General features: G+C 62.1%; 22 protein-coding genes. 9 read left to right on the top strand and 13 right to left on the bottom strand.

The window, feature by feature from the left end:
• Positions 1–106: 106 nt before the first annotated feature.
• The 6 genes from ACIOMR_RS29165 to ACIOMR_RS29140 all read right to left on the bottom strand — a co-directional run bounded on the left by ACIOMR_RS29165 (position 107) and on the right by ACIOMR_RS29140 (position 5,787).
• Entirely contained in the window at positions 107–1,411 is a 1,305-nt protein-coding gene (locus tag ACIOMR_RS29165; protein WP_401197859.1) for an MFS transporter, read from the bottom strand.
• A gap of 180 nt (positions 1,412–1,591) precedes the next feature.
• Positions 1,592–2,740 carry a galactonate dehydratase gene (dgoD, locus tag ACIOMR_RS29160; RefSeq protein WP_003213645.1) on the bottom strand — a complete coding sequence of 383 codons (1,149 nt, stop codon included), beginning with the start codon at positions 2,738–2,740 and terminating at the stop codon, positions 1,592–1,594.
• Between the two features lie 33 nt (positions 2,741–2,773).
• Positions 2,774–3,394 carry a 2-dehydro-3-deoxy-6-phosphogalactonate aldolase gene (locus tag ACIOMR_RS29155; RefSeq protein ID WP_003213643.1) on the bottom strand — a complete coding sequence of 207 codons (621 nt, stop codon included), beginning with the start codon at positions 3,392–3,394 and terminating at the stop codon, positions 2,774–2,776.
• 13 nt (positions 3,395–3,407) lie between these two features.
• Positions 3,408–4,376: a 2-dehydro-3-deoxygalactonokinase gene (locus ACIOMR_RS29150; RefSeq protein WP_401197856.1), complete on the bottom strand. Its 969-nt coding sequence runs from the start codon at positions 4,374–4,376 to the stop codon at positions 3,408–3,410.
• Positions 4,377–4,478: 102 nt separating this feature from the next.
• Positions 4,479–4,805 carry a DOPA 4,5-dioxygenase family protein gene (locus ACIOMR_RS29145; protein WP_003213639.1) on the bottom strand — a complete coding sequence of 109 codons (327 nt, stop codon included), beginning with the start codon at positions 4,803–4,805 and terminating at the stop codon, positions 4,479–4,481.
• 31 nt (positions 4,806–4,836) lie between these two features.
• Complete coding sequence (locus tag ACIOMR_RS29140) at positions 4,837–5,787, bottom strand: choline sulfate utilization transcriptional regulator (RefSeq protein ID WP_008439576.1); 951 nt, start codon at positions 5,785–5,787, stop codon at positions 4,837–4,839.
• Between the two features lie 103 nt (positions 5,788–5,890).
• Between ACIOMR_RS29140 and betC the strand changes: the two genes are divergently transcribed.
• From betC to ACIOMR_RS29125, 3 genes are all read left to right on the top strand, one after another.
• Entirely contained in the window at positions 5,891–7,405 is a 1,515-nt protein-coding gene (betC, locus tag ACIOMR_RS29135; protein ID WP_008439571.1) for a choline-sulfatase, read from the top strand.
• A 16-nt stretch (positions 7,406–7,421) separates the two neighbouring features.
• Positions 7,422–8,342, top strand: a complete 921-nt coding sequence (gene choX, locus ACIOMR_RS29130; RefSeq protein ID WP_177022425.1) for a choline ABC transporter substrate-binding protein — start codon at positions 7,422–7,424, stop codon at positions 8,340–8,342.
• A gap of 165 nt (positions 8,343–8,507) precedes the next feature.
• A complete protein-coding gene (locus ACIOMR_RS29125; protein WP_178911695.1) occupies positions 8,508–10,076 on the top strand; it encodes a SulP family inorganic anion transporter in 1,569 nt (522 codons plus the stop codon).
• A 114-nt stretch (positions 10,077–10,190) separates the two neighbouring features.
• Here the strand turns inward: ACIOMR_RS29125 and aroE are convergent, their stop codons facing one another.
• On the bottom strand, positions 10,191–11,009 hold the full coding sequence (gene aroE, locus ACIOMR_RS29120; RefSeq protein ID WP_134325487.1) for a shikimate dehydrogenase: 819 nt from the start codon (positions 11,007–11,009) through the stop codon (positions 10,191–10,193).
• Positions 11,009–11,938 carry an oxygen-dependent coproporphyrinogen oxidase gene (hemF, locus tag ACIOMR_RS29115; RefSeq protein ID WP_003213625.1) on the bottom strand — a complete coding sequence of 310 codons (930 nt, stop codon included), beginning with the start codon at positions 11,936–11,938 and terminating at the stop codon, positions 11,009–11,011. Before hemF ends, aroE begins: the two co-directional genes overlap by 1 nt.
• 158 nt (positions 11,939–12,096) lie before the next feature.
• Here hemF and ACIOMR_RS29110 point away from each other — a divergent pair, with 158 nt between their 5' ends.
• A complete protein-coding gene (locus ACIOMR_RS29110) occupies positions 12,097–13,074 on the top strand; it encodes an NADPH:quinone reductase (protein ID WP_008439566.1) in 978 nt (325 codons plus the stop codon).
• A 145-nt stretch (positions 13,075–13,219) separates the two neighbouring features.
• On the opposite strand, the gene ACIOMR_RS29105 is transcribed toward ACIOMR_RS29110, so the two are convergent.
• The 3 genes from ACIOMR_RS29105 to ACIOMR_RS29095 all read right to left on the bottom strand — a co-directional run bounded on the left by ACIOMR_RS29105 (position 13,220) and on the right by ACIOMR_RS29095 (position 15,778).
• A complete protein-coding gene (locus ACIOMR_RS29105) occupies positions 13,220–13,777 on the bottom strand; it encodes an L-threonylcarbamoyladenylate synthase (RefSeq protein ID WP_003213622.1) in 558 nt (185 codons plus the stop codon).
• A 54-nt stretch (positions 13,778–13,831) separates the two neighbouring features.
• Complete coding sequence (gene dprA / locus ACIOMR_RS29100; protein ID WP_003213620.1) at positions 13,832–14,926, bottom strand: DNA-processing protein DprA; 1,095 nt, start codon at positions 14,924–14,926, stop codon at positions 13,832–13,834.
• A 63-nt stretch (positions 14,927–14,989) separates the two neighbouring features.
• On the bottom strand, positions 14,990–15,778 hold the full coding sequence (locus ACIOMR_RS29095) for a peptidoglycan-binding protein (RefSeq protein WP_177009013.1): 789 nt from the start codon (positions 15,776–15,778) through the stop codon (positions 14,990–14,992).
• A 150-nt stretch (positions 15,779–15,928) separates the two neighbouring features.
• Between ACIOMR_RS29095 and def the strand changes: the two genes are divergently transcribed.
• Genes def through ACIOMR_RS29070 form a run of 5 tightly spaced genes read left to right on the top strand, consistent with a single transcriptional unit; the run spans position 15,929 to position 20,485 of the window.
• Complete coding sequence (gene def / locus ACIOMR_RS29090) at positions 15,929–16,435, top strand: peptide deformylase (RefSeq protein WP_003213617.1); 507 nt, start codon at positions 15,929–15,931, stop codon at positions 16,433–16,435.
• 57 nt (positions 16,436–16,492) lie between these two features.
• Entirely contained in the window at positions 16,493–17,452 is a 960-nt protein-coding gene (gene fmt / locus ACIOMR_RS29085; RefSeq protein ID WP_401197846.1) for a methionyl-tRNA formyltransferase, read from the top strand.
• Positions 17,449–18,759 (top strand): 16S rRNA (cytosine(967)-C(5))-methyltransferase RsmB, encoded by a 1,311-nt coding sequence (rsmB, locus tag ACIOMR_RS29080; RefSeq protein WP_401197843.1) that lies wholly within the window; start codon positions 17,449–17,451, stop codon positions 18,757–18,759. Before fmt ends, rsmB begins: the two co-directional genes overlap by 4 nt.
• A 22-nt stretch (positions 18,760–18,781) precedes the next feature.
• Positions 18,782–20,155 carry a Trk system potassium transporter TrkA gene (trkA, locus tag ACIOMR_RS29075; protein ID WP_003213611.1) on the top strand — a complete coding sequence of 458 codons (1,374 nt, stop codon included), beginning with the start codon at positions 18,782–18,784 and terminating at the stop codon, positions 20,153–20,155.
• A gap of 18 nt (positions 20,156–20,173) precedes the next feature.
• A complete protein-coding gene (locus tag ACIOMR_RS29070; protein ID WP_003213608.1) occupies positions 20,174–20,485 on the top strand; it encodes a lipopolysaccharide assembly protein LapB in 312 nt (103 codons plus the stop codon).
• 134 nt (positions 20,486–20,619) lie between these two features.
• Here the strand turns inward: ACIOMR_RS29070 and ACIOMR_RS29065 are convergent, their stop codons facing one another.
• The gene (locus ACIOMR_RS29065) at positions 20,620–21,507 is read right to left on the bottom strand and encodes a lysophospholipid acyltransferase (protein ID WP_003213605.1); all 888 of its coding nucleotides are present in this window, start codon (positions 21,505–21,507) and stop codon (positions 20,620–20,622) included.
• A gap of 40 nt (positions 21,508–21,547) precedes the next feature.
• On the bottom strand, positions 21,548–22,105 hold the full coding sequence (locus ACIOMR_RS29060; protein ID WP_003213603.1) for a DNA-3-methyladenine glycosylase I: 558 nt from the start codon (positions 22,103–22,105) through the stop codon (positions 21,548–21,550).
• Positions 22,106–22,179 lie beyond the last annotated feature (74 nt).

Genomic DNA, 22,179 nt, shown 5'->3' with positions numbered 1-22,179 from the left:
CCCCCCCCCCCCCCCCCCCCCCCCCCCCCCCCCCCCCCCCCCCCCCCCCCCCCCCCCCCCCCCCCCCCCCCCCCCCCCCCCCCCCCCCCCTCGCCGCAGCAGTCGCCTAAATCTCGATACGCTCGACCTTGCCGACCAGCAAGATGTAGGACAACGCACCCAACAACGCCAGCACCGCGATGTACGTAATCGCCGGCGCAAACGAATCCCCGGTCGCCAGAAAGCCAATCACGATCGGCGTGGTAATCGCCGACAGATTGCCGATGAAGTTGAACACCCCTCCGGTCAGCCCCAGCAGCCTTGCCGGCGCCAGGGTCGACACCAATGACCAGGTGATCGACGCCAGACCATTGCCGAAAAATGCCACCGCCAGAAACGCAATCACCCACGCCGTGGAATCAACAAAGTTGGCGCCGATGATCGCCGTGGAAATCAACAGCCCGCCAATGATCGGCAACTTGCGCGCAAACCCCACGGACGCTCCCCGGCGAATCAGCCAATCGGAAAACAGCCCCGAACACAGCACCCCGACAAACGCCGCCAGAAACGGCAGCGACGCCAGCAGGCCGGACTTGATGAAGTCCATGCCGCGATATTTCACCAGGTAGGTCGGAAACCACGTCAGGAAAAACCACAACGTGGAATTCAGGCAGAACTGCCCCAGGTAGATCCCCCACAGTTTGCGCTTGCTCAACACGATGCCGAGGTCGACCCAGCTGAACGGTGCCTTGGCCGCCTGCGCCTGGATGTCCACCAACCCGCCGCCTTCGCGGATCAGCTCGATTTCCGCCGCATTCGCGCCTTTGAAATCCCGTGGCTCGCGGTACACCGCGTACCAGATCAACGCCCACACAATGCCCACGCCGCCGGTGGCGACAAACACCATGTGCCAGCCAAAGGCGTGTTGCAGCCAGGCCAATACCGGCGTGAGAAACGCCAGCCCGACAAACTGCCCGGAGGTGTAGACGCCAATCGCCGTGGCTCGCTCACGCTCAGGGAACCAGGTGGTGACCACGCGGCTGTTGATCGGGTAGGCCGGGGCCTCCAGGGCGCCCACCGCCATGCGCAATACGAACAGCGCGATGAAGCTGGCGGCGAAACCGAGCATCACCGTGGCCACCGACCACAGCAGCAGGGCGACGCTGTAGAGAATGCGCGGCGGCACCCGGTCCACCAGCCAGCCGCCGGGAATCTGCATGGCCGCGTAGGTCCAGCCGAACGCGGAGAAGATCAACCCGACATGCACCGGGTCGATCCCCAGCTCGCTGGTCAGGGCCGGAGCGGCAATCGACAGGTTGCTGCGGTCCAGGTAGTTGATCACCACGGTGATGAACAGCAGCACCATGATGAAGAAACGCTTTCGGCTGGGCGTGACTAAAGAAGCCTGCCCGGTGAAGGACTCGGATTGCATGGGGGTTGCCTCTTCTTATGGTTATTGAGGACAGGTCTTACTGAAGAAACCGAATCAAATGTGGGAGCGGGCTTGCTCGCGAAAGCGGTCTACCAGCAGCGGAGGTGTTGACTGACACTCCGCCTTCGCGAGCAAGCCCGCTCCCACATTGATTGGGTTTTCATCTCAAATTCGCGGTGTTTACCACTCCGCGAAGCTGCCGTCGGCATGCCGCCAGATCGGATTGCGCCAGCGATGCCCGATGGCCGCGCGTTCGATCACGTATTCCTCGTTGATCTCGATGCCCAGGCCTGGCCCGTTGGGGATTTTCACAAAGCCCTGGTCGTAGTCGAAAACACCCGGATCGCGCACGTAATCCAGCAGGTCATTGCTCTCGTTGTAGTGAATGCCCAGGCTCTGTTCCTGGATGAACGCGTTGTAGCAAACCGCATCCAGCTGCAGGCACGCTGCCAGGGCAATCGGGCCGAGCGGGCAGTGCAGGGCAAGGGCCACGTCGTAAGCTTCGGCCATGTTGGCAATCTTGCGGGTTTCGGTGATACCGCCGGCGTGGGACGCATCCGGCTGGATGATGTCGACGTAGCCTTCGCTGAGCACGCGCTTGAAGTCCCAGCGCGAGAACAGGCGCTCGCCGAGGGCAATCGGGGTGCTGGTGAGCGGCGCCAGCTCTTTGAGCGCTTCGTAGTTTTCGCTGAGCACCGGCTCTTCGATAAACATCAGTTTGTAGGGGTCGAGTTCCTTCATCAGCACCTTGGCCATGGGTTTGTGCACCCGGCCATGGAAGTCGACGCCGATGCCGACGTTCGGACCGACCGCATCCCGCACGGCGGCGACGTTGGCCAGGGCCTGGTCGACTTTTTCGAAGCTGTCGAGAAATTGCAGCTCTTCGGTGCCGTTCATTTTCACCGCAGTAAAACCACGGGCCACGGCTTCCTTGGCGGCGCGGGCAGTGTCGGCCGGGCGGTCGCCTCCAATCCATGAATACACGCGGATTTTGTCGCGCACCTGGCCACCCAGCAGGTCGCTGACCGACACGCCGAGGGCCTTGCCCTTGATGTCCCACAGCGCCTGGTCGATACCGGCGAGAGCGCTCATATGGATCGCGCCGCCACGGTAGAAACCGCCGCGATAGAGCACGGTCCAGATGTCCTCGATATTGCGTGGGTCCTTGCCGATCAAGTAGTCGGACAATTCCTCGACGGCGGCAGCCACGGTATGGGCGCGGCCCTCGACAACGGGCTCGCCCCAACCAGTCACGCCCTGGTCGGTTTCAACCTTGAGGAAGCACCAGCGCGGCGGGACGATGAAGGTGGTCAGTTTGGTGATTTTCATCTTCTTATCTCTCTTGTAGATGGAGAACGCTGATCAGCCCAAGGCATGCCAGGCGGCGACGTAGGCCTGGGCGTTGCTCGCCACTTGGGCGACGCTCATGCCCGGCTTGAATAACCCGGAGCCCAGGCCGAAGCCTTTGACGCCCGCGTCGAAAAATACCTGCATGTTGTCCGGGGTGATGCCGCCCACCGGCAGCAGCACGGTGCCGGCGGGCAGTACTGCGAGCCAGGCCTTGACCACCGCCGGGCCCATTTGCTCGGCCGGGAACAGCTTCAGCACGTCGGCGCCTTCGGCCAGCGCGGCAAACGCTTCGGTGGGCGTGGCCACACCCGGCGACAGATACAGGCCCGCGGCCTTGGCGGCCCGCAGCACCTTGGCATCGCTATGGGGCATGACGATCACCTGGCCGCCGGCGGCTTTGACTTGATCGACCTGTTCCGGGGTCAGCACGGTGCCGGCGCCGATCAGGCAATCGGCGGGCAGGCTGTCCCGCAGGATGCGGATGCTGGAATAAGGATCCGGCGAGTTCAGCGGCACTTCGATCACCCTGAAGCCCGCCGTGTACAACACCTCGCCGATCGCCAGCGCCTCCTCCGGTCGCAGGCCGCGCAGGATCGCGATCAAACCGTTGTGTGTCAGTGCTTGCTTGAGCATGTCGGGCCTCTCGTCAGGTTGCAGGCAGCAGCCCCGCCGCCATGGCCAGCTGCCAAAGGCCACGCTCGGTAGCCTCCTGCGCCAGGGTCACGTGAGGGAAGCCACAGAGTTGGAGTGCACGCTGGTAGCGGGTGCAGAGTTGGGGTGTGCCGACCAGGACGATGTCGCGCTGCTGGTTGGGCTTGCGAGTGCGCAGGCCGGTCAGTTCGTGGCCGATCAACAGCCCGGACAGATAGTCCGGTTGCTCGTCAGGCGCCAGCTCGCCGGTCAATCCCAGGGAGCGTGCGCTGAACAAGTTCGACAACAGCCCCGTTTGGCCGTCTGCCGACAGCGCAACCTGAACACCGCGATCAAAAGCGGCCACCTGGAACTGTTCGGAAGGGCGCTGGGTGCGCCCCAGAATGCTGTGTTGACTGAGCACGGCGAACAACTCGCCGGTCATGAAAGTATCGAAGTGAGGGATGCAGCCTTCCACCACCTCCACCCACTTGGAATGGCTGCCCGGCAGGCCGATCAATACGTCGCGCCCGGTATGGGCAGCCAGGCTTTGCAGCACGCCGAGCACCTGGGTTTCTTCACCGCGCATCACATTGGGCAACGCGCCGCGTTGAATCACGCCGGGCACGATGTGCACCGCTGCGCCCCGCAGGCTGCGCACCACATGCAGCGCCTGGCCGAGGGTAGAAACGTCGGCCGGGGTGTCGCGGTAAGCCGCTTCGCTCCAGCCCTGGGCGCTGCCGACCATGCCGCAAGCGATAACGGGAAGGTCCGGCTGGGTGTCGAGCCAGTCACCGCAGGCTGCGTCAAATGCCAGCTCGAACCCGTTGCTGCAGCGAACACCGGCTATTTCCCGGGCTTCAGTCGGCAGGTGCATGATCCCCGACGCCAAGGTGCGCCGTTCGATCACGACGCCTGCCGGGCCGAGCTTGTAAGCACGAAGGGAACTGGTTCCCCAATCGAGCGCGATCAATTGCGCCTGCATCGCTTCACCTGAGTGTTCTGAGCGGATTAGGCGAATATAAACCCAAGACCAGCAAAGTCTCAATATATAAATATCAGTCCCATATATAGGGAAATTGCAGGCTTAAAATATTGACAGATCCAGCGTGCGCATCGCCCCCATCCAGATCGCGTGTTCGGTGTGGTCCTTGAGGTCATCACCGGTGGTCGGGTGCAGGAACACCACCAGGCCGTTGCGGTTGAGGGCCAGCCAAGGCAGCACGACGCCGATGTATTCAGGTTCGAATGCCAGCTGGCAGCTCCAGTCCGGGTGCGGGCCCACCGGGCGTTCATGCACGCGGCCCATGCGCAGCGGAAACAATTGCGCGGCGTCTTCGCAGAGTTTGCGCGCCTGGTCGATGGTGTTGGCGTCGAAATAGATATGGGCGTGGTAGCCCTTGATACGTTGCATGACAAGCTCCGGGCTCATTGATCGGCAAATCCTAGACCGCAATGGACGGCAGGGCCAGACCGGTCAGCGATTGTGCGCTGCTGGCCTGTTCGGTCATCAGCCAGTCGACGAAACGCTCGATCAACTGGCTGCGGCGTTTGCGCTGGGGCAGCACCACGTAATAGCCGAAGCGCGAGATCACCGTGTCGCCAATCGGCCGGCACAGCCATTTTTGCTCCAGCAGGTTATCCACAAGGTGACGCCAGCCGATGGCCACGCCCTGGCCCGCGATCGCGGCCTGGATCAACAGCGTGTAATTGTCGAAACGCAGTTGGCCCGGGGTGGGCGCGGTGGTGATGCCCAGTTCGCGAAACACCCCGCTCCAGTCGAACCACTGGTTGTTGTTTTGCTGGCGCAGGTGCAGCAAGGGGAACTCCAGCAGGCTCTGCACCGATAGTGGCGCGACTCGGTCCTGGAGTAGCTGCGGGCTGCACACCGGGAACACTTCCTCGTTGAACAGCCACAGGCTGTCGCCCTGTTTGAAGCGGCCGTCACCGAACAGCACCGCTACGTCGATATCGCTGCGCAACGTGGCGTGGTTACGCTCGCTGGTGACCAGGCTCACGTCCACCTGCGGGTTGGCTTCATGGAAACGATGCAAGCGTGGCATCAGCCAATACGCGGCGAAGGCAAAGTCGGTCGCCACCTGCAGGACTTCATGCTGGTCCTGCTCGGCAATCGCGCTCAGGCCCTGGTTGATGCTCTGCAAACCGGCCTGTACCTGCTCGAATAACAAGGCGCCCGCGTCGGTCAGCTCGATGCCACGGTAGATGCGATCAAACAGGCGCACCTTCAGCTGTTCTTCCAGGCGCTTGATCTGCTGGCTGATGGCCGGCTGGGTGGTGCCCAACTCCATCGCCGCTGCCGTAAAGCTGCGTTGGCGCGCTGCGGATTCAAAGGCACGCAGCAGGTCGAGTGACAGGTGACCGAGGGATTCATACATAAGCTGGGCTTATCCTAGACATTGCTTCTCATGGGCTTTACCACGATTTCCATGGCCTGCATGCTCATTCGCATAAACATCGACTATGGAATGCCGCGAAACCATGAAGCGCAAGAACATTCTTTTTATCATGGCCGATCAAATGGCCGCGCCGATGCTTCCGTTCTACGGTCCTTCGCCTATCAAACTGCCAAACTTGAGTCGCCTCGCCGCTGAGGGCGTGGTGTTCGACGCCGCTTACTGCAACAGTCCGCTGTGTGCGCCATCGCGCTTTACCCTGGTGAGCGGCCAGTTGCCGAGCAAGATCGGCGCCTACGACAACGCAGCCGATTTCCCCGCCGACGTGCCGACCTATGCCCACTACCTGCGCCGCCTCGGCTACCGCACCGCGCTGTCGGGCAAGATGCATTTTTGCGGCCCCGACCAGCTCCACGGCTATGAAGAACGCCTGACCAGTGACATCTACCCGGCCGACTATGGCTGGGCCGTGAACTGGGATGAGCCGGACGTGCGCCCCTCCTGGTACCACAACATGGCGTCGGTGCTGCAGGCCGGGCCGTGCGTGCGCACCAACCAGCTGGATTTCGACGAAGAGGTGGTGTTCAAGGCCCAGCAGTACCTGTTCGACCATATCCGCGAGGATGGCGACCAGCCGTTCTGCCTGACCGTGTCGATGACTCACCCACACGACCCTTACACCATTCCCAAACCGTTCTGGGACCTGTACGACGACAACGACATCCCGCTGCCTGCAACACCGCCACAGGCTGACCTCGACCCTCACTCCCAGCGCCTGCTCAAGGTCTATGACCTGTGGGACAAGCCGCTGCCGCTGAACAAGATCCGCGATGCACGCCGCGCTTACTTCGGCGCGTGCAGCTACATCGACAGCAACGTCGGCAAGCTGCTGCAAACCCTGGAAGACACGGGCCTGGCCGACGACACCATCATCATCTTCTCCGGCGACCACGGCGACATGCTCGGCGAACGCGGGCTCTGGTACAAAATGCACTGGTTTGAAATGGCCGCCCGGGTGCCGCTGCTGATCAGCGCGCCGGGGCAGTTTGCGGCCGGCCGGGTGACCGCCGCCGTGTCCACCGCCGACCTGCTGCCTACCCTGGTGGAACTGGCCGGCGGCGAGCTGGACCCGAGGCTGGCGCTGGACGGCCGCTCGCTGGTGTCTCACCTGCAAGGGCAGGGCGGGCACGACGAAGTGTTCGGTGAGTACATGGCCGAGGGCACCATCAGCCCGCTGATGATGATTCGCCGTGGCGCCTACAAGTTCATCTACAGCGAGGACGATCCTTGCCTATTGTTCGATGTGCACAACGACCCGCACGAGCGGGAGGACCTCAGCCAGTCACCGGAACACCGGCCACTGTTCGAGGCGTTTTTGCATGAAGCGCGGGCCAAATGGGACATCCCGGCGATCCACCAGCAGGTGCTCGCCAGCCAACGCCGTCGCCGCCTGGTGTTCGAGGCGCTGACCCAGGGCAAGCTGAAGAGCTGGGACCACCAGCCACTGGTAGACGCCAGTCAGCAATACATGCGCAACCACATCGACCTCGACGATCTGGAGCGCAAGGCACGTTTTCCACAACCCTGCCAAAACCAATAAAACTGAGGGGAAGGCCATGCAAAAGTTATCCACCGTGTTGAGCGTTGCGCTGCTGGCATTGAGCAGTGCCGGCGTCTACGCGGACACCAGCTGCGACACCGTGAAGATGGCCGATCCGGGCTGGAGCGATATCGCCGCCACCAATGCCATTACCGGTTTCCTGTTGAACGGCATGGGCTACAAGGCCAAGGTCGACACCCTTGCGGTGCCGATCACCTTTGGCGGGCTCAAGGACGGCCAGGTGGACGTGTTCCTGGGTAACTGGATGCCGGCGCAGCAGGGCTTCTACGACAAGTTCGTGGCCAATGGCGATGTGGTGCAACTGGCGAAGAACCTCGACGGCACCGAGTTCACCCTGGCCGTGCCGGACTATGTCTGGGACGCCGGGGTGCATGACTTTGCCGACCTGAACAAGTTTGCCGACAAGTTCGACAAGAAGATCTACGGCATCGGTTCGGGTGCGCCGGCGAATCTCTCGTTGCAGGAAATCATCAAGAAGAACGACTTTGACCTGGGCCAGTGGAAGCTGATCGAGTCCAGTGAACAGGCGATGCTGGCCGAAGTGTCCCGGGCGGTGAAGAAGCAGAAGTTCGTGACCTTCCTCGGCTGGACGCCGCACCCGATGAACGTGCAGTTGAAGATGCATTACCTCAAGGGTGGGGAGAAGTACTTTGGTGACACCGGCAGCGTGTATACGTTGACCCGCAAGGGCTATGCACAGGCGTGCCCGAATGTGGGGAAATTGCTGACCAACCTGAGTTTCACCCAGGAGATGGAGAACGCCATCATGGCTGAGGTGGTGAACAAGAAGCTCAGTAATGCGGACGCGGCGAAGGCGTGGATCAAGGCGAACCCGGCGGTGCTGGACAAGTGGCTGGACGGGGTTAAAACCGTGGACGGTCAAGATGCGCTGGCCGCTGTAAAAGCCAAACTCTGATGCACTGATCGTTCCCACGCTCTGCGTGGGAACGCATCCGGTGACGCTGCGCGTCACGACTCAAGAGCGGACGCAGAGCGTCCAAGACGGCATTCCCACGCAGAGCGTGGGAACGATCATCATGAGCCTGATACTCTGATTCAAACCTCTTCAACCGAGTTTCCAATGCCCTGGCCCAACCGCCATACACTCTTCCCCTTCCTCAGCTGGCTCCCGCGCCAAACCCGCGCCAGCGTCGGGCGAGATGCAATCGTTGGCCTGAGCGGTGCAGTCCTGGCATTACCCCAGTCCATTGCCTACGCGCTGATCGCCGGGCTTCCACCGGAGTATGGCCTGTACGCCGCGATCATCCCGGTATTGATCGCCTGCTTGTGGGGCTCTTCCTGGCACCTGATCTGCGGCCCCACGGCAGCCATCTCTATCGTGCTCTACGCCAGCGTCAGCCCGCTGGCCGTGCCCGGCTCCCAGGACTACATCACACTCATCCTGCTGCTGACGTTCCTGGCCGGCGTCTTCCAATGGCTGTTGGGCATGCTGCGCTTCGGCGCCCTGGTGAATTTCGTCTCGCATTCAGTGGTGCTCGGCTTCACCCTCGGCGCTGCGGTGGTGATCGCCCTGGGCCAACTGCCCAACCTGCTGGGGCTGGACCTGCCCAGCCAGGCCACGGCGATCAACAGTCTGCTGGCGCTGATCAACCATGCCGGGGAGTGGAATCGTCCTTCACTGGTGCTCGGGCTCGGCACCTTGCTGGTGGGGGTGCTGCTGAAACTCTGGGTACCGCGCTGGCCAACCCTGTTGATCGCGCTGGCCCTGGGCAGCCTCATCCCGTGGCTGTGGCCGACGATGTTCGGGGAGGTGGCGCGGGTCAGTTCATTTGTCGGCAAGCTGCCACCGTTCAGCCCGCTGCCGATGGACCTGGACATGGTCCTGCGCCTGCTGCCGAGTGCCGTGGCGGTGGGCATGCTGGGGCTGGTGACCAGCCTGTCGATTGCGCGCTCACTGTCGGCCCGCTCCCAACAATTGCTCGATGCAAATCAGGAAGTGCGCGCCCAGGGTTTATCCAACATTGTCGGCGGATTTTTCTCGGGGTACTTGTCGGCAGGTTCCTTCACACGGTCGGGCCTGAGTTATGAGGCAGGCGCCTGTTCGCCGCTGGCGGGGGTGTTTTCCGCATTGTGGGTGGCGTTGTTCGCGCTGTTCGGTGCGGCATTGATCGCGCATATCCCGATCCCGAGCATGGCCGCCAGCATCCTGCTGATTTGCTGGGGGTTGGTCGACCATCGCGGTATTCGGGCGCTGTTCCGGGTCAGCCGCGCAGAGTTCGTGGTGATGAGCCTGACTTGCATCGCCACGCTGTTGCTGGAGTTGCAAACGGCCATTTACGCCGGGGTGCTGGCGTCGCTGTTTTTCTACCTCAAGCGCACCTCACAGCCGCGGGTCCAGCAATGGCGTGACGGAGAGGACGATGTGCTGCGGGTCGGCGGGTCGATCTTTTTCGGCGCCAGCCATTACCTGCAGGTGCGGCTGCAAAGCCTGCACGGCCAGCGGGTGGTGATCGAGGCGCAGCAGATCAACTTCATCGACTATTCCGGGGTGGAGATGCTGCACCAGGAAGCGCGCCGATTGAATGGAGTGGGGCGCAGCCTGGCGTTGCGCAAGGCCCGGCCGCAGGTGGTGGAAGAGCTGAAGAAACTGGAAGGGGCCGACCAATGCCCCATCCATTTCGAAGACTGAATGCGGTTAAAACTGTGGGAGCGGGCTTGCTCGCGAATGCGGTGTGACAGTCGCCGTATGTATCGACTGATCCACCGCATTCGCGAGCAAGCCCGCTCCCACATTTGGATTGCGTCAGGCCAGTTGGCTACGCAATTCAGCCAGCACCGGCGCGGAGTCCGGTCGAACGCCGCGCCACAGGAAGAACGCTTCCGCGGCCTGTTCCACCAGCATCCCCAGGCCATCCATTGCCACCGCCGCGCCCTGCTCACCGGCCCAGCGGCAGAAAGCCGTAGGCTCTTTGCCGTACATCATGTCGTAGCAAAAAGTCTTTCCGGGTTCGATCAGGCTGCCGGCAATCGGCGGTACATCGCCTGACAGGCTGGCGGACGTGGCATTGATGATCAGGTCCACCGGTTCACGCAGCCAGTCGAAACCGCTGGCGGACACCGGGCCGAGATCGTCGAACAGCTCGGCGAGCAATTCGGCTTTTTCCACGGTGCGATTGGCAATGATCAGCGAAGCCGGCTGCTCAGCCAGCAATGGCTCCAACGCGCCGCGCACCGCACCACCGGCGCCCAGCAACAGGATGCGTTTGCCTTGCAGGCTGAACCCGGCATTCACCGTCAAATCCCGCACCAGGCCGGCGCCGTCGGTGTTGTCTCCCAACAGGCTGCCATCGCCGAGCTTGCTCAGGGTATTCACTGCGCCGGCCCGTTGGGCGCGTTCGGTCAGGGCGTTGGCCAGGCGATAGGCCTCTTCCTTGAACGGTACGGTGACGTTGGCGCCACGGCCTTGTGCGAAAAATGCTTTTGCACAGCCGGTGAAATCCTCCAACGGCGCGAGCAAGGTGCTGTAGTCCAGTTGCTCGCCGGTCTGTTCGGCGAACAGACGGTGAATCAGCGGCGACTTGCTGTGGCCGATGGGGTTGCCGAAGACGACATAACGATCCATCAGACCGCCGCCTTGGGCAGCACACCCAGCCAGTCGCGGTCTTGCAGGAAGTAGTCGGTTAGGCGCGCTTCTTCGCTGTCGGGGGCGGCTTTCCAGTCATAGCTCCAGCGCACTTGTGGTGGCAGCGACATCAGGATCGACTCGGTACGCCCGCCCGATTGCAGGCCAAACAAAGTGCCGCGGTCGTAGACCAGGTTGAACTCGACGTAGCGGCCACGGCGGAATTCCTGGAATTCGCGCTGCTGCTCGGTATAGGCCATGGCCTTGCGGCGCTGGACGATTGGCAGGTAGGCGTCGATGTAGGCGTCGCCAATGGCGCGCATGAAGGCGAAACTGGTGTCGAAGTCCCACTCGTTCAAATCATCGAAGAACAAACCGCCGATGCCACGCGGTTCGTTGCGGTGCTTGATGTGGAAGTAGGTGTCGCACCAGGCCTTGTAGCGTGAATAAACGTCCGGGCCAAACGGCGCGCAGGCCTGTTCGGCGACGCGGTGCCAGTGGATGCAGTCTTCTTCGTTGCCGTAGTAGGGCGTCAGGTCGAAGCCGCCGCCAAACCACCACACCGGCTCTTCGCCTTCTTTTTCAGCGATGAAAAAACGCACATTGGCGTGGGAAGTTGGCACATGCGGGTTATGCGGGTGGATCACCAGCGACACGCCGAGGGCTTCAAAACCGCGACCTGCCAATTCCGGGCGATGGGCACTGGCGGACGGTGGGAGGCCGCTGCCAAACACGTGGGAAAAGTTAACGCCGCCTTTCTCGATTACCGAACCGTTTTCGATCACACGGGTGCGACCGCCGCCGCCGGCAGGCCGGGTCCAGGCGTCTTCGATAAAGCGAGTGTCCGTCTCGAAGGTTTCCAGGGCGCTGCAAATGCGGTCTTGCAGGTCAAGCAGGTAGGCTTTGACAGCCTCGGTGCGGGTAGTCATGACATCACCTTGAATCGGGCAACGCTACACGAGGCCATTGGGCATCGGCGGCAAATGGGCGCACAGGATACCACTGCACCCACTGCTGCCACAGTTGACGAAGATCAAGCTTAGGAGTCCGATAGGGGGCTACGCGAAATGACTTAAGGAGAGTGCAGATGGCCAAACGTATCCAGTTCCGTGCCCATGGCGGCCCCGAAGTGCTTGAGTATGTAGACTACACCCCGGCCGAACCCGGCCCGCAGCAGGTTCGCGTGCAGAACAAGGCCATTGGCCTGAACTTCATCGACACCTATTTCCGCAGCGGCCTGTATGCACCACCGGCCTTGCCGTCGGGCCTGGGCGCGGAAGGTGCCGGCGTGGTTGATGCGGTGGGCAGCGAAGTCACTCAATTCAAGGTCGGCGATCGCGTGGCCTACGGCAGCGGCCCGCTGGGCGCCTACAGCGAATTGCATGTGTTGCCGGCTGCCAACCTGGTGCACCTGCCGGACGACATCAGCTTCGAACAGGCCGCCGGCGCGATGCTCAAGGGCCTGACGGTGCAGTACCTGTTGCGCCAGACCTATGAGTTGAAGGGCGGCGAAACCATTCTGTTCCACGCCGCTGCCGGTGGCGTCGGCTCCCTGGCTTGCCAATGGGCCAAGGCCTTGGGCGTGAAGCTGATCGGTACCGTGAGTTCGCCGGAAAAAGCGGCGCTGGCCAAATCCCTCGGCGCCTGGGAAACCATCGACTACAGCAAGGAAAATGTCGCACAACGCGTGCTGGAATTGACTGACGGCAAGAAGTGCCCAGTGGTGTACGACGGCGTAGGCAAGGACACCTGGCTCACCTCGCTGGACAGCGTTGCGCCACGCGGGCTGGTGGTGAGTTTCGGTAATGCTTCGGGGGCGGTGGATGGGGTCAACCTGGGGATTCTGGCGGCCAAGGGCTCGCTGTATGTGACCCGGCCGACATTGGCGACCTATGCCAACAACCCGGAAAACCTGCAGGCGATGGCGGATGATCTGTTTTCGATGATCATCAGCGGGAAGCTGCAGATTGATATTAACCAACGGTTTTCGTTGGGGGATGCGGCGAAGGCTCAGGCAGAGTTGTCGGCGCGGCGCACGACTGGGTCGACCATTCTGCTGCCATAGGGCGTTGGATTTTCAGCGGCTTTGAGGGCCTCTTCGCGAGCAAGTCGAATCGTCGCACCGCCGCTCCCACATTTGTCCGCGTTCCAAAAGTTGGACTCGGTCAAATGTGGGAGCGGGCTTGCTCGCGAAAGCAGGCGGCTCGGTCTCAGGAAGGCCGCACAACCTCACCCGTCGCCAGATCCCGAATCAAACTCGGGTTCTTGCGCCCCCCCAGATTCCCCCCCAATACCAGATCCACCTGCCCACGGAAATACTGCTCCACACGAATCCGCGTGCGCGCCGCCGGGCGGCCCTGCGGGTTGGCCGAGGTGGAAATCAGTGGCCCGACGAGCGAGCACAGATCCCGCACTTGCGGATGATCAGTCACCCGCAACGCCACCGTGTCATGCACCCCGGTAATCCACTCGGGCAGCAAGTCCTGATGGGGCACCAGCCACGTATTCGGGCCAGGCCAGGTACTGGCCATGCGGTCCATCCACTCATCGGGAAAATCTTCGAAGAGAAAATCGAACTGACGGATATTGTCGGCAATCAGGATCAGCCCCTTATCCACAGACCGGCCCTTGATCGCCAGCAACCGATCCACCGCTTCTTCGTTCCAAGGGTCACAGCCCAGGCCCCAGACCGCCTCGGTTGGATAGGCAATCACTGCGCCTGCGCGAATTTCTCGTGCGGCTTCTCGCACACGCCACCTGTTGACCATTACTCACTCTCCGGACTAAAGCTCTGCGCAGTTTACCGATCTTCGTTACAAAACCTAGCCGCGCGCAAGCCAGCGCCCGCTTTCGCAGATCACCCGGCCTTCCAGTTCCAGCTCCGTCAGGCTGGCCAGCACCTCGGACAAGGCCCTGCCACTGGCAATCGCCAGGGCTTCACTGGTGTGGGGCGCCGCGTGCAACAGCGCCACCAGCGGATGATTGACCGCAATCGGCGCCGGGCGGGAGAGGGCCTGCCAGCCACGCAGGTTTTCGAGAATGTGCTCGATGGTTTCCACCAGCACCGCGCCATCGCGGATCAGTTGATGGCAGCCTTTGGCCCCGGGGTGATGGATGGAGCCGGGGATGGCGTATACCTCGCGCCCTTGCTCCGCCGCCAGCCGCGCGGTGATCAGCGAACCGCTGGCCATGCTGGCCTCCACCACCAGTACCCCAAGCGACAGGCCACTGATAATACGGTTGCGGCGCGGGAAGTTGCCGGCCTGGGGCGCGGCGTCCAACGGAAACTCGGAAACCACGGCGCTGCCTTGGGCAATCATCGCCTCGGCCAAGCGTCGATGGCGCTGTGGATAAAAATTTTCGAGCCCGGTGCCCAGCACGCCGATTGTATGTCCACCAACATCCAAAGCCGCCTGGTGAGCAGCACCGTCGATACCCAGGGCAAGGCCACTGGTGATGACAAAACCGGCACTCGCCAGGCTGCGGGAAAACGCGGCGGCGGTATCCATTCCTGGCCTGGAGGCGCGACGGCTGCCGACCATCGCCAGCTGCGGTTTCTCCAGAATCGCCGGGTTGCCGGCGACGAATAATAGCGGGGGTGCGTCATCCAATTCTGCAAGCAATGCCGGGTAGTCGGGTTGGTCCCACATCAGCAAATGCTGGGCCGGACGCTCCAACCAGGCCAATGCCGCACTGGCACCATCACGTACTTCCTCGCAACGCCGGGCATCGGCGCTGGCCACCTTGAGCCCCAGGGAGCGCCAGGCACTGGCCGGTGCGCTGATGGCTTTTGACGCAGAACCAAAGGCCTCGATAAGTTTTTTAAAGCCCTTGGGACCCAGTTCCGGCAGCCTGTGCAAGCGTAGTCGGGCTTCCAGTTCTGCCGGGGAAATTTCACGGTCATTCGTCGGTAACATATGATCGTCCTTGATCGGAACAAGCTGTGGATAACTCTGTTGGTAACTTATTTAGCAACCTAATTATTGTCTTCGTTCTGGCGCCTCAAAACGGTCCATTACCGCCAGCGAACGCGACGCGCTGAGCACCAGGCCATAGCTGAGCTTTTCGTAGGTACGGAACACCAATAGCGTCCCGGCCGGCTCGTCGGGCATCTTCACCGGAGCACCGGTTACTCGGTCCCGAACGGTTTCCCCGGTTTTCACCACGGCCAGCAAATGGCCTTCCGTCAGGCCGTCACGACGGCCCTTGTTCAGCGTCACCGCGTCCAGCACGCCGATCTGCGTCACGCCCCGTGGCACGTCGATGATGTGCCCGGCAGTGGCGCGAGCAGGCATCTGAATCACCAGGCTGGCGAGGTCGGTGGGCGCTTGCTGGCTGAGCAAACGATCCCCGGGACGCACCTCCTGGGTGACGCGCCGCACACCCAACGTGCTGACATCGCCCACCGTCACAAAACGTGCGGTGCCAATGTCGTCGACGTTGATACCCAGCAATTCCTGGCTTTGCGGGTCGGTATAGGCCTTGCCGCGACGGAAGATCCCGTAGCTTTCGGCGGTAGGGTCCAGGGCACCTCGCGCATAAATACGCTCGCCATCGGCGCCCAATACTCGTCCGGCATCTGCTGCAACAATATAGGGAGCGTGCTCCAGTTCCTGGGGGGTATCGAGAATGCGGTTGTGCAGTAAAAAGCGCTGGATGGCCTGCTGCGTATGAAGCGGCAACGGTTGGCCGGCCTGTGGATAGCTCTCGGGAACCTGGGCAATAACGGCCTGGGCCCACAGCAGCAAGACGAGTAGCGATTTCCTCATGGGGTGAATCTCCTTTATTATGTGCATTCGCGTGAAACGCCTTGGCCTTCGCGGCTTTCGGACGTTTTCCCACGGCACTTATCCCGGCACATCAAGGGTCCATCCCCGGCGCCGACTTGCCTTTACCTCACATGTGCAGCAATTACGCTTATGGCTATTTTGAACATCCTCGAATTTCCGGACTCACGCCTGCGCACCATCGCCAAGCCAGTGGCCGTAGTGGACGCCAAGGTTCGTCAGTTGGTCGATGACATGTTTGAAACAATGTATGAAGCCCCGGGTATCGGCCTCGCCGCGACCCAGGTCGACGTGCATCAGCGCGTCGTGGTCATGGACCTGTCCGAAGACCGCAGCGAGCCCCTGGTGTTTATCAACCCTGAGTTCGAAACCCTGACCGACGAGATGGGCCAGTACCAGGAAGGCTGCCTGTCGGTGCCCGACTTCTACGAGAACGTCGACCGTCCCCAGCGCGTCAAGATCAAGGCCCTGGACCGTGACGGCAAGCCGTTCGAGATGATTGCCGAAGGCCTGCTGGCGGTGTGCATCCAACACGAGTGCGACCACCTCAACGGCAAGCTGTTTGTCGATTACCTGTCCACGCTTAAACGCGACCGGATCAAGAAGAAGCTGGAAAAGAAGCATCGCCAGCAAGCTTGATTCCCTTCTTTCAAAGGCTTGCTCCGGCAAGCCTTTTTCTTTTGTGAGACGTTTCCCATGACCGAGCCACTGCGCATCGTTTTTGCCGGCACCCCCGAATTCGCCGCCGAGCACCTCAAGGCCCTGCTCGCCAGCCCTTATGAAATCGTGGCGGTCTACACCCAGCCCGATCGCCCGGCCGGTCGTGGGCAAAAACTGATGCCCAGCCCGGTCAAGCAGCTGGCACTGGAAAACAACATTGTGGTGCTGCAGCCGCCGACCCTGCGCGACGCCGATGCCCAGGCCGAACTGGCTGCGCTGAAGCCAGACCTGCTGGTGGTGGTGGCCTACGGCTTGATCCTGCCCCAGGCTGTGCTGGATATCCCGCGCCTGGGCTGCATCAACAGCCACGCCTCGCTGCTGCCTCGCTGGCGTGGCGCGGCACCGATCCAGCGTGCCGTCGAAGCCGGTGATGCGCAAAGCGGGGTGACCGTGATGCGCATGGAAGCAGGTCTGGACACCGGGCCGATGCTGCTGAAAGTCACCACCCCGATCACCGGGCAAGACACCGGCGGCAGCCTGCATGATCGCCTCGCCGAAATGGGCCCGCCGGCTGTCGTCCAGGCCATCGCAGGCCTGGCTGCCGGCACTCTGCAAGGTGAAGTTCAGGACGACAGCCTCGCCACCTACGCCCACAAATTGAACAAGGATGAAGCCCGCATCGACTGGAGCCGCCCGGCCGTTGAGCTGGAGCGTCTGGTGCGTGCCTTCAACCCGTGGCCGATCTGCCACAGCACGCTCAATGGCGAGGCCTTGAAAGTACTGGCCGCCACCCTGGCCGAAGGCAAGGGCGCCCCCGGCGAGGTCATCGGCGCCAGCAAGGACGGCCTGTTGGTAGCGTGCGGTGAACAGGCGCTGTGTCTGACCCGTCTGCAATTGCCCGGCGGCAAGGCGCTGAACTTCAGCGATTTGTTCAACAGCCGCCGTGAGAAATTTGCCGTTGGCATCGTCCTCGGCCAAGCGGTGGACGCGCAATGAACCCACGTCTGGCCGCCGCCAAGGCCCTGGCCGCCGTGCTCAACGGCAAGGCTTCCCTCAATAGTTCGTTGCCGACCCAACTGGATAAAGTCGAAGACCGCGATCGCGGCTTTACCCAGGACCTGGCCTTCGGTACCGCCCGCTGGCAGCCACGTTTATCGGCGCTGGCGGCCAAGCTGCTGCAAAAGCCGTTCAAGGCGGCGGACGCCGATGTCGAGGCGCTGCTGCTGGTGGGCCTGTATCAACTGCTCTACACCCGCGTGCCGGCCCACGCGGCAATCGGCGAAACCGTCGGTTGCGCCGACAAGCTGAAAAAGCCTTGGGCCAAGGCCCTGCTCAACGCCGTGCTGCGCCGCGCCCAGCGCGAAAGCGAAGCGCTGCTGGCCGAGCTGGAACATGACCCGGTGGTGCGCACCGCCCACCCGCGCTGGCTGCAAAAATCCCTGAAGGCATTCTGGCCCGCGCAATGGGAAGCCATCTGCGCCGCCAACAATGCGCACCCGCCGATGATCCTGCGGGTCAATCGCCGTCATCACACTCGCGATGCGTATCTCACGTTGCTTGGCGAAGCCGGTGTAGCGGCCACGGCCTGTGTCTACAGTCAGGACGGCATCGTTCTTACAGAACCGGGTGATGTCCGTAACCTGCCCGGGTTCGCCGAAGGCTGGATCAGCGTGCAGGACGAAGCCGCGCAAATGGCCGCTGATCTGCTGGACCTGGCGCCTGGCCAACGAGTGCTGGACGCCTGCTGCGCCCCCGGTGGCAAAACCTGCCACATCATGGAAGTGCAAGCAGACCTGGCCGGTGTCGTCGCCGTCGACCTGGAAGCCAAGCGCCTGGTGCGTGTGCGGGAAAACCTCGCCCGCCTGGGCCTCAGCGCCGAGCTGATCGCCGCTGACGGCCGCGACACCGCCACCTGGTGGGACGGCAAGCCGTTCCAGCGCATCCTGCTGGACGCACCGTGCTCCGCCACCGGCGTGATCCGCCGCCACCCGGACATAAAGCTGACCCGCCAACCCGACGACATCGCCGCCCTGGCCGTGCTGCAAGGCGAGTTGCTGGACGCGTTGTGGCCGACCCTCGAAGTAGGCGGCATCCTGCTGTACGCCACCTGCTCGACGCTGCCTACCGAAAACACTGAAGTCATCGAAGCCTTCCTTGCTCGCACCAGCGGCGCACGGGAACTGGACCTCGACATCCAGGCCGGGATCAAGCAGCCTCATGGCCGCCAGTTGCTGGCCCAGGAAGGCGGCCACGACGGGTTCTATTACGCCAAGCTGATCAAGATTGCCGCCGCTCGCGGCTGAATGGTTTTAAGGGAGTGACCGGATGAAAATCATCATCCTCGGCGCAGGGCAGGTTGGCGGTACGCTGGCCGAGCATTTGGCCAGCGAAGCCAACGATATCACCGTGGTCGACACCGACGCGGAGCGCCTGCGGGATTTGGGCGACCGTTTGGACATCCGTACCGTACAAGGCCGCGCCTCGTTTCCTACAGTGCTGCGCCAGGCCGGTGCCGACGATGCCGACATGCTGGTGGCAGTCACCAACAGTGACGAGACCAACATGGTTGCCTGCCAGGTCGCCCACACCCTGTTTCACACTCCGACCAAGATCGCCCGAGTGCGTGAGGCGGCCTACCTGACCCGCGCCGGACTGTTCGACAACGACGCGATCCCGGTCGATGTGCTGATCAGCCCGGAACAGGTGGTGACCCATTACATCAAGCGCCTGATCGAACACCCGGGCGCCTTGCAGGTGATCGACTTCGCCGAAGGCAAGGCACAGCTGGTGGCGGTCAAGGCCTACTACGGCGGACCGTTGGTGGGCCAGCAACTGCGCCAGCTACGCGAGCACATGCCCAACGTCGAGACGCGGGTGGCGGCGATCTTCCGTCGCGACCGGCCGATCCTGCCCCAGGGCGATACGGTGATCGAGGCTGACGACGAGGTGTTTTTCATCGCCGCCAAAGCGAACATTCGCGCGGTGATGAGCGAAATGCGCCGTCTGGATGAAACCTATAAACGCATCGTCATCGCCGGCGGCGGGCAGATCGGTGAGCGCTTGGCCGAGGCCATCGAAAGCCGCTACCAGGTGAAGATCATCGAGATGAATCCGGCACGCTGCCGGTATTTGTCCGACACCCTCGACAGCACCGTGGTCCTGCAGGGCAGCGCCTCGGATCGTGATCTGCTGCTGGAAGAAAACATCGCCGACGCCGACATCTTCCTGGCCCTGACCAACGATGACGAAGCCAACATCATGTCGTCGTTGCTGGCCAAGCGGCTGGGGGCGAAGAAGGTGATGACCATCATCAACAACCCGGCCTACGTCGACCTGATCCAGGGCGGCGATATCGACATCGCCATCAGCCCGCAACTGGCGACCATCGGCACCTTGCTGGCCCACGTGCGCCGCGGCGATATCGTCAGTGTGCACTCGTTGCGCCGGGGTGCGGCGGAAGCCATCGAGGCGATTGCCCACGGTGATTCAAAATCGAGCAAGGTGATTGGCAAGGCGATCCGCGATATCGGCCTGCCGCCGGGCACCACCATCGGCGCAATCATTCGCGATGAAGAAGTGATCATCGCCCACGACGACACGGTGATCGCCACGGGCGACCACGTGATTCTGTTCCTTGTGGATAAAAAACATATCCGCGATGTGGAGAAGCTGTTCCACGTGGGCCTGAGCTTTTTCTGATCAAACGGAGTGACCGACATGCTCGAATCCCTGGAAAAAATGCTCGCCAAGGGTGTGGATAACTCACTGCTGCGGTTTGGTTTGGGCAAGGGTTATCTTGATCTGAAGGACAACGCCAAGGCGGCCGAGCATTTGCAGAAATGCGTCGAGTTCGACCCGAAGTATTCGGCGGCGTGGAAGCTGTTGGGCAAGGCGCAGCTGGGGCAGGGTGATAACGCTGCAGCGCGGTTAGCTTGGGAGAAGGGTATTGAAGCGGCCCTGGCACATGGCGACAAGCAGGCCGAAAAGGAAATGACCGTATTCCTGAAGAAACTCGACCGCCAAGCTTAAGCAGAACCCAATGTGGGAGCGGGCTTGCTCGCGAAGGCGTCGTGTCAGTCACCGAATTTGTGTCTGATACACCGCCTTCGCGAGCAAGCCCGCTCCCACATTTTGTTTTGTGCCAACCTTGAGTCAGCCGTACATCAATACCACCGCGCCTCACCCGGCGGGCGTTTCTTGAAGCGTTTCATGCTCCACATGTACTGGCTCGGGTAAGCCCCCACATAGCGCTCCACCACCTTGCTCATCGCCGCACACGAAGTGGCTGTATCGGTGCTGTACATGTCTTCCGGCGCCGCTTCCAGGATCACTTTGTAGCCCGAGCCATCCGGCAGCCGCAGGGCATGCAGGAACACCCCGACCGCCTTGTGCCCCGCCAGCATGTTCGGCACGAACTTGCTGGTCAGCGCCTGGGTGGCGAAGAACGGCACGAAGATCCCGGCCGATTCCGCCGGCTCCGGATCCGCAGGAATGCCCACCTGGCCGCCTTTGCGCACTTCCTTGATGACACTGAGGATGCCTTCCTTGGTGGACGCCGCCACGCGGTTACCCAGTTGCACCCGCTGTTTGCGCAGCAAGTCATCCACCGCCTTGAGCTTCGGCGGGCGGTAGAAAATGATCGGTTTGCACTGGCTGCAATAGAAGTGGTTCAACACTTCCCAGTTGCCCAGGTGGCTGGTGATGCCGACCACGCCTTTGCCCGAGGCCAGGGCTTCGTGCAGCACTTCCAGGCCTTCGACCTCGCGCACCAGGTCGATGGAACGCTGGGCCGGCCAGATCCAGGCGCAGGCGCTTTCGGTCAGGGACTTGCCGATGTCCATCAGGCTGCGTCCAACGAGACGCTCGCGCTCGGCCGGATCCATGTCCGGGAAGCATTTGGACAGGTTGATCCGCACCGTCTCACGGGAACGGTTGGGGGTTTTCCACATGATCCAGCCAATTGCCGAACCGACCGCTTGCACCGCGCGCCAGGGCAGCAGGGCAAACAACCGAAGAGCGCCTACCAGCAAGGCGCCTTTAAACTTTTCCACAGGTCACTCCTGATCTTGTGTGGTGCGCAAAGCCGCCATTCTAACCGGCGTTGGCGAGGTCCGCGTAACGGTCGCAGTCCTGAGTGTGGTCCATGACCATGCCCGAGGCCTGCATGAACGCGTAGCAGATGGTCGGCCCGACGAAGGTGAAGCCGGCTTTTTTCAAGGCTTTGCTCATGGCCTCAGCCTCCGGCGTAATGGCCGGGACCTGGCTGCGGTCCTTGAAATGATTGACCTTGGGCACGCCGCCCACAAACGACCACAGAAACTCCACGGGGTCCTGCAGCGCCAGCCAGGCGGCGGCATTGCGCCGGGTGGCATTGAGTTTCAGGCGGTTACGCACGATGCCCGAATCGAGCATCAGCGCTTCGATCTCGGCATCGCTCAGTTGGGCCAGACGCTGCGCATCAAAGCCGAACAAGACCTTTCGATAATGCTCGCGTTTGCGTAAAACGGTGATCCAGGACAGGCCCGCCTGGAACCCTTCGAGCAAAAGCAACTCGAACAGTCCCTGCGCATCGCGCAGCGGCGTTCCCCACTCCTGATCGTGATAAGCCATGTACAGCGGATCTTCAGAACACCAAAAGCAGCGTGGCATAAGGCTCCAGGGGATGGTGGCGCGGCCGAATCGGGTATACTCCCGCTCTTTAAATAGCAGCACAAGAAAAAGGT

The organism is Pseudomonas sp. NPDC087814, assembly GCF_044742865.1.
Classification (GTDB): domain Bacteria; phylum Pseudomonadota; class Gammaproteobacteria; order Pseudomonadales; family Pseudomonadaceae; genus Aquipseudomonas.
This window is presented reverse-complemented; position numbering and strand designations above follow the sequence as displayed.

Bases quoted from the DNA above. Each gene is read 5' to 3' on its own strand.
- ACIOMR_RS29150 (WP_401197856.1), bottom strand. From the start codon at position 4,376: ATGCAGGCGCAATTGATCGCGCTCGATTGGGGAACCAGTTCCCTTCGT.
- ACIOMR_RS29060 (WP_003213603.1), bottom strand. From the start codon at position 22,105: ATGCCACGCTGCTTTTGGTGTTCTGAAGATCCGCTGTACATGGCTTAT.
- dprA (WP_003213620.1), bottom strand. From the start codon at position 14,926: ATGTTACCGACGAATGACCGTGAAATTTCCCCGGCAGAACTGGAAGCC.
- hemF (WP_003213625.1), bottom strand. From the start codon at position 11,938: ATGACTACCCGCACCGAGGCTGTCAAAGCCTACCTGCTTGACCTGCAA.
- betC (WP_008439571.1), top strand. From the start codon at position 5,891: ATGAAGCGCAAGAACATTCTTTTTATCATGGCCGATCAAATGGCCGCG.
- aroE (WP_134325487.1), bottom strand. From the start codon at position 11,009: ATGGATCGTTATGTCGTCTTCGGCAACCCCATCGGCCACAGCAAGTCG.
- ACIOMR_RS29165 (WP_401197859.1), bottom strand. From the start codon at position 1,411: ATGCAATCCGAGTCCTTCACCGGGCAGGCTTCTTTAGTCACGCCCAGC.
- ACIOMR_RS29125 (WP_178911695.1), top strand. From the start codon at position 8,508: ATGCCCTGGCCCAACCGCCATACACTCTTCCCCTTCCTCAGCTGGCTC.
- ACIOMR_RS29155 (WP_003213643.1), bottom strand. From the start codon at position 3,394: ATGCTCAAGCAAGCACTGACACACAACGGTTTGATCGCGATCCTGCGC.
- def (WP_003213617.1), top strand. From the start codon at position 15,929: ATGGCTATTTTGAACATCCTCGAATTTCCGGACTCACGCCTGCGCACC.
- ACIOMR_RS29145 (WP_003213639.1), bottom strand. From the start codon at position 4,805: ATGCAACGTATCAAGGGCTACCACGCCCATATCTATTTCGACGCCAAC.
- ACIOMR_RS29105 (WP_003213622.1), bottom strand. From the start codon at position 13,777: ATGGTCAACAGGTGGCGTGTGCGAGAAGCCGCACGAGAAATTCGCGCA.
- trkA (WP_003213611.1), top strand. From the start codon at position 18,782: ATGAAAATCATCATCCTCGGCGCAGGGCAGGTTGGCGGTACGCTGGCC.
- ACIOMR_RS29110 (WP_008439566.1), top strand. From the start codon at position 12,097: ATGGCCAAACGTATCCAGTTCCGTGCCCATGGCGGCCCCGAAGTGCTT.
- dgoD (WP_003213645.1), bottom strand. From the start codon at position 2,740: ATGAAAATCACCAAACTGACCACCTTCATCGTCCCGCCGCGCTGGTGC.
- choX (WP_177022425.1), top strand. From the start codon at position 7,422: ATGCAAAAGTTATCCACCGTGTTGAGCGTTGCGCTGCTGGCATTGAGC.
- fmt (WP_401197846.1), top strand. From the start codon at position 16,493: ATGACCGAGCCACTGCGCATCGTTTTTGCCGGCACCCCCGAATTCGCC.
- ACIOMR_RS29070 (WP_003213608.1), top strand. From the start codon at position 20,174: ATGCTCGAATCCCTGGAAAAAATGCTCGCCAAGGGTGTGGATAACTCA.
- ACIOMR_RS29095 (WP_177009013.1), bottom strand. From the start codon at position 15,778: ATGAGGAAATCGCTACTCGTCTTGCTGCTGTGGGCCCAGGCCGTTATT.
- ACIOMR_RS29140 (WP_008439576.1), bottom strand. From the start codon at position 5,787: ATGTATGAATCCCTCGGTCACCTGTCACTCGACCTGCTGCGTGCCTTT.
- rsmB (WP_401197843.1), top strand. From the start codon at position 17,449: ATGAACCCACGTCTGGCCGCCGCCAAGGCCCTGGCCGCCGTGCTCAAC.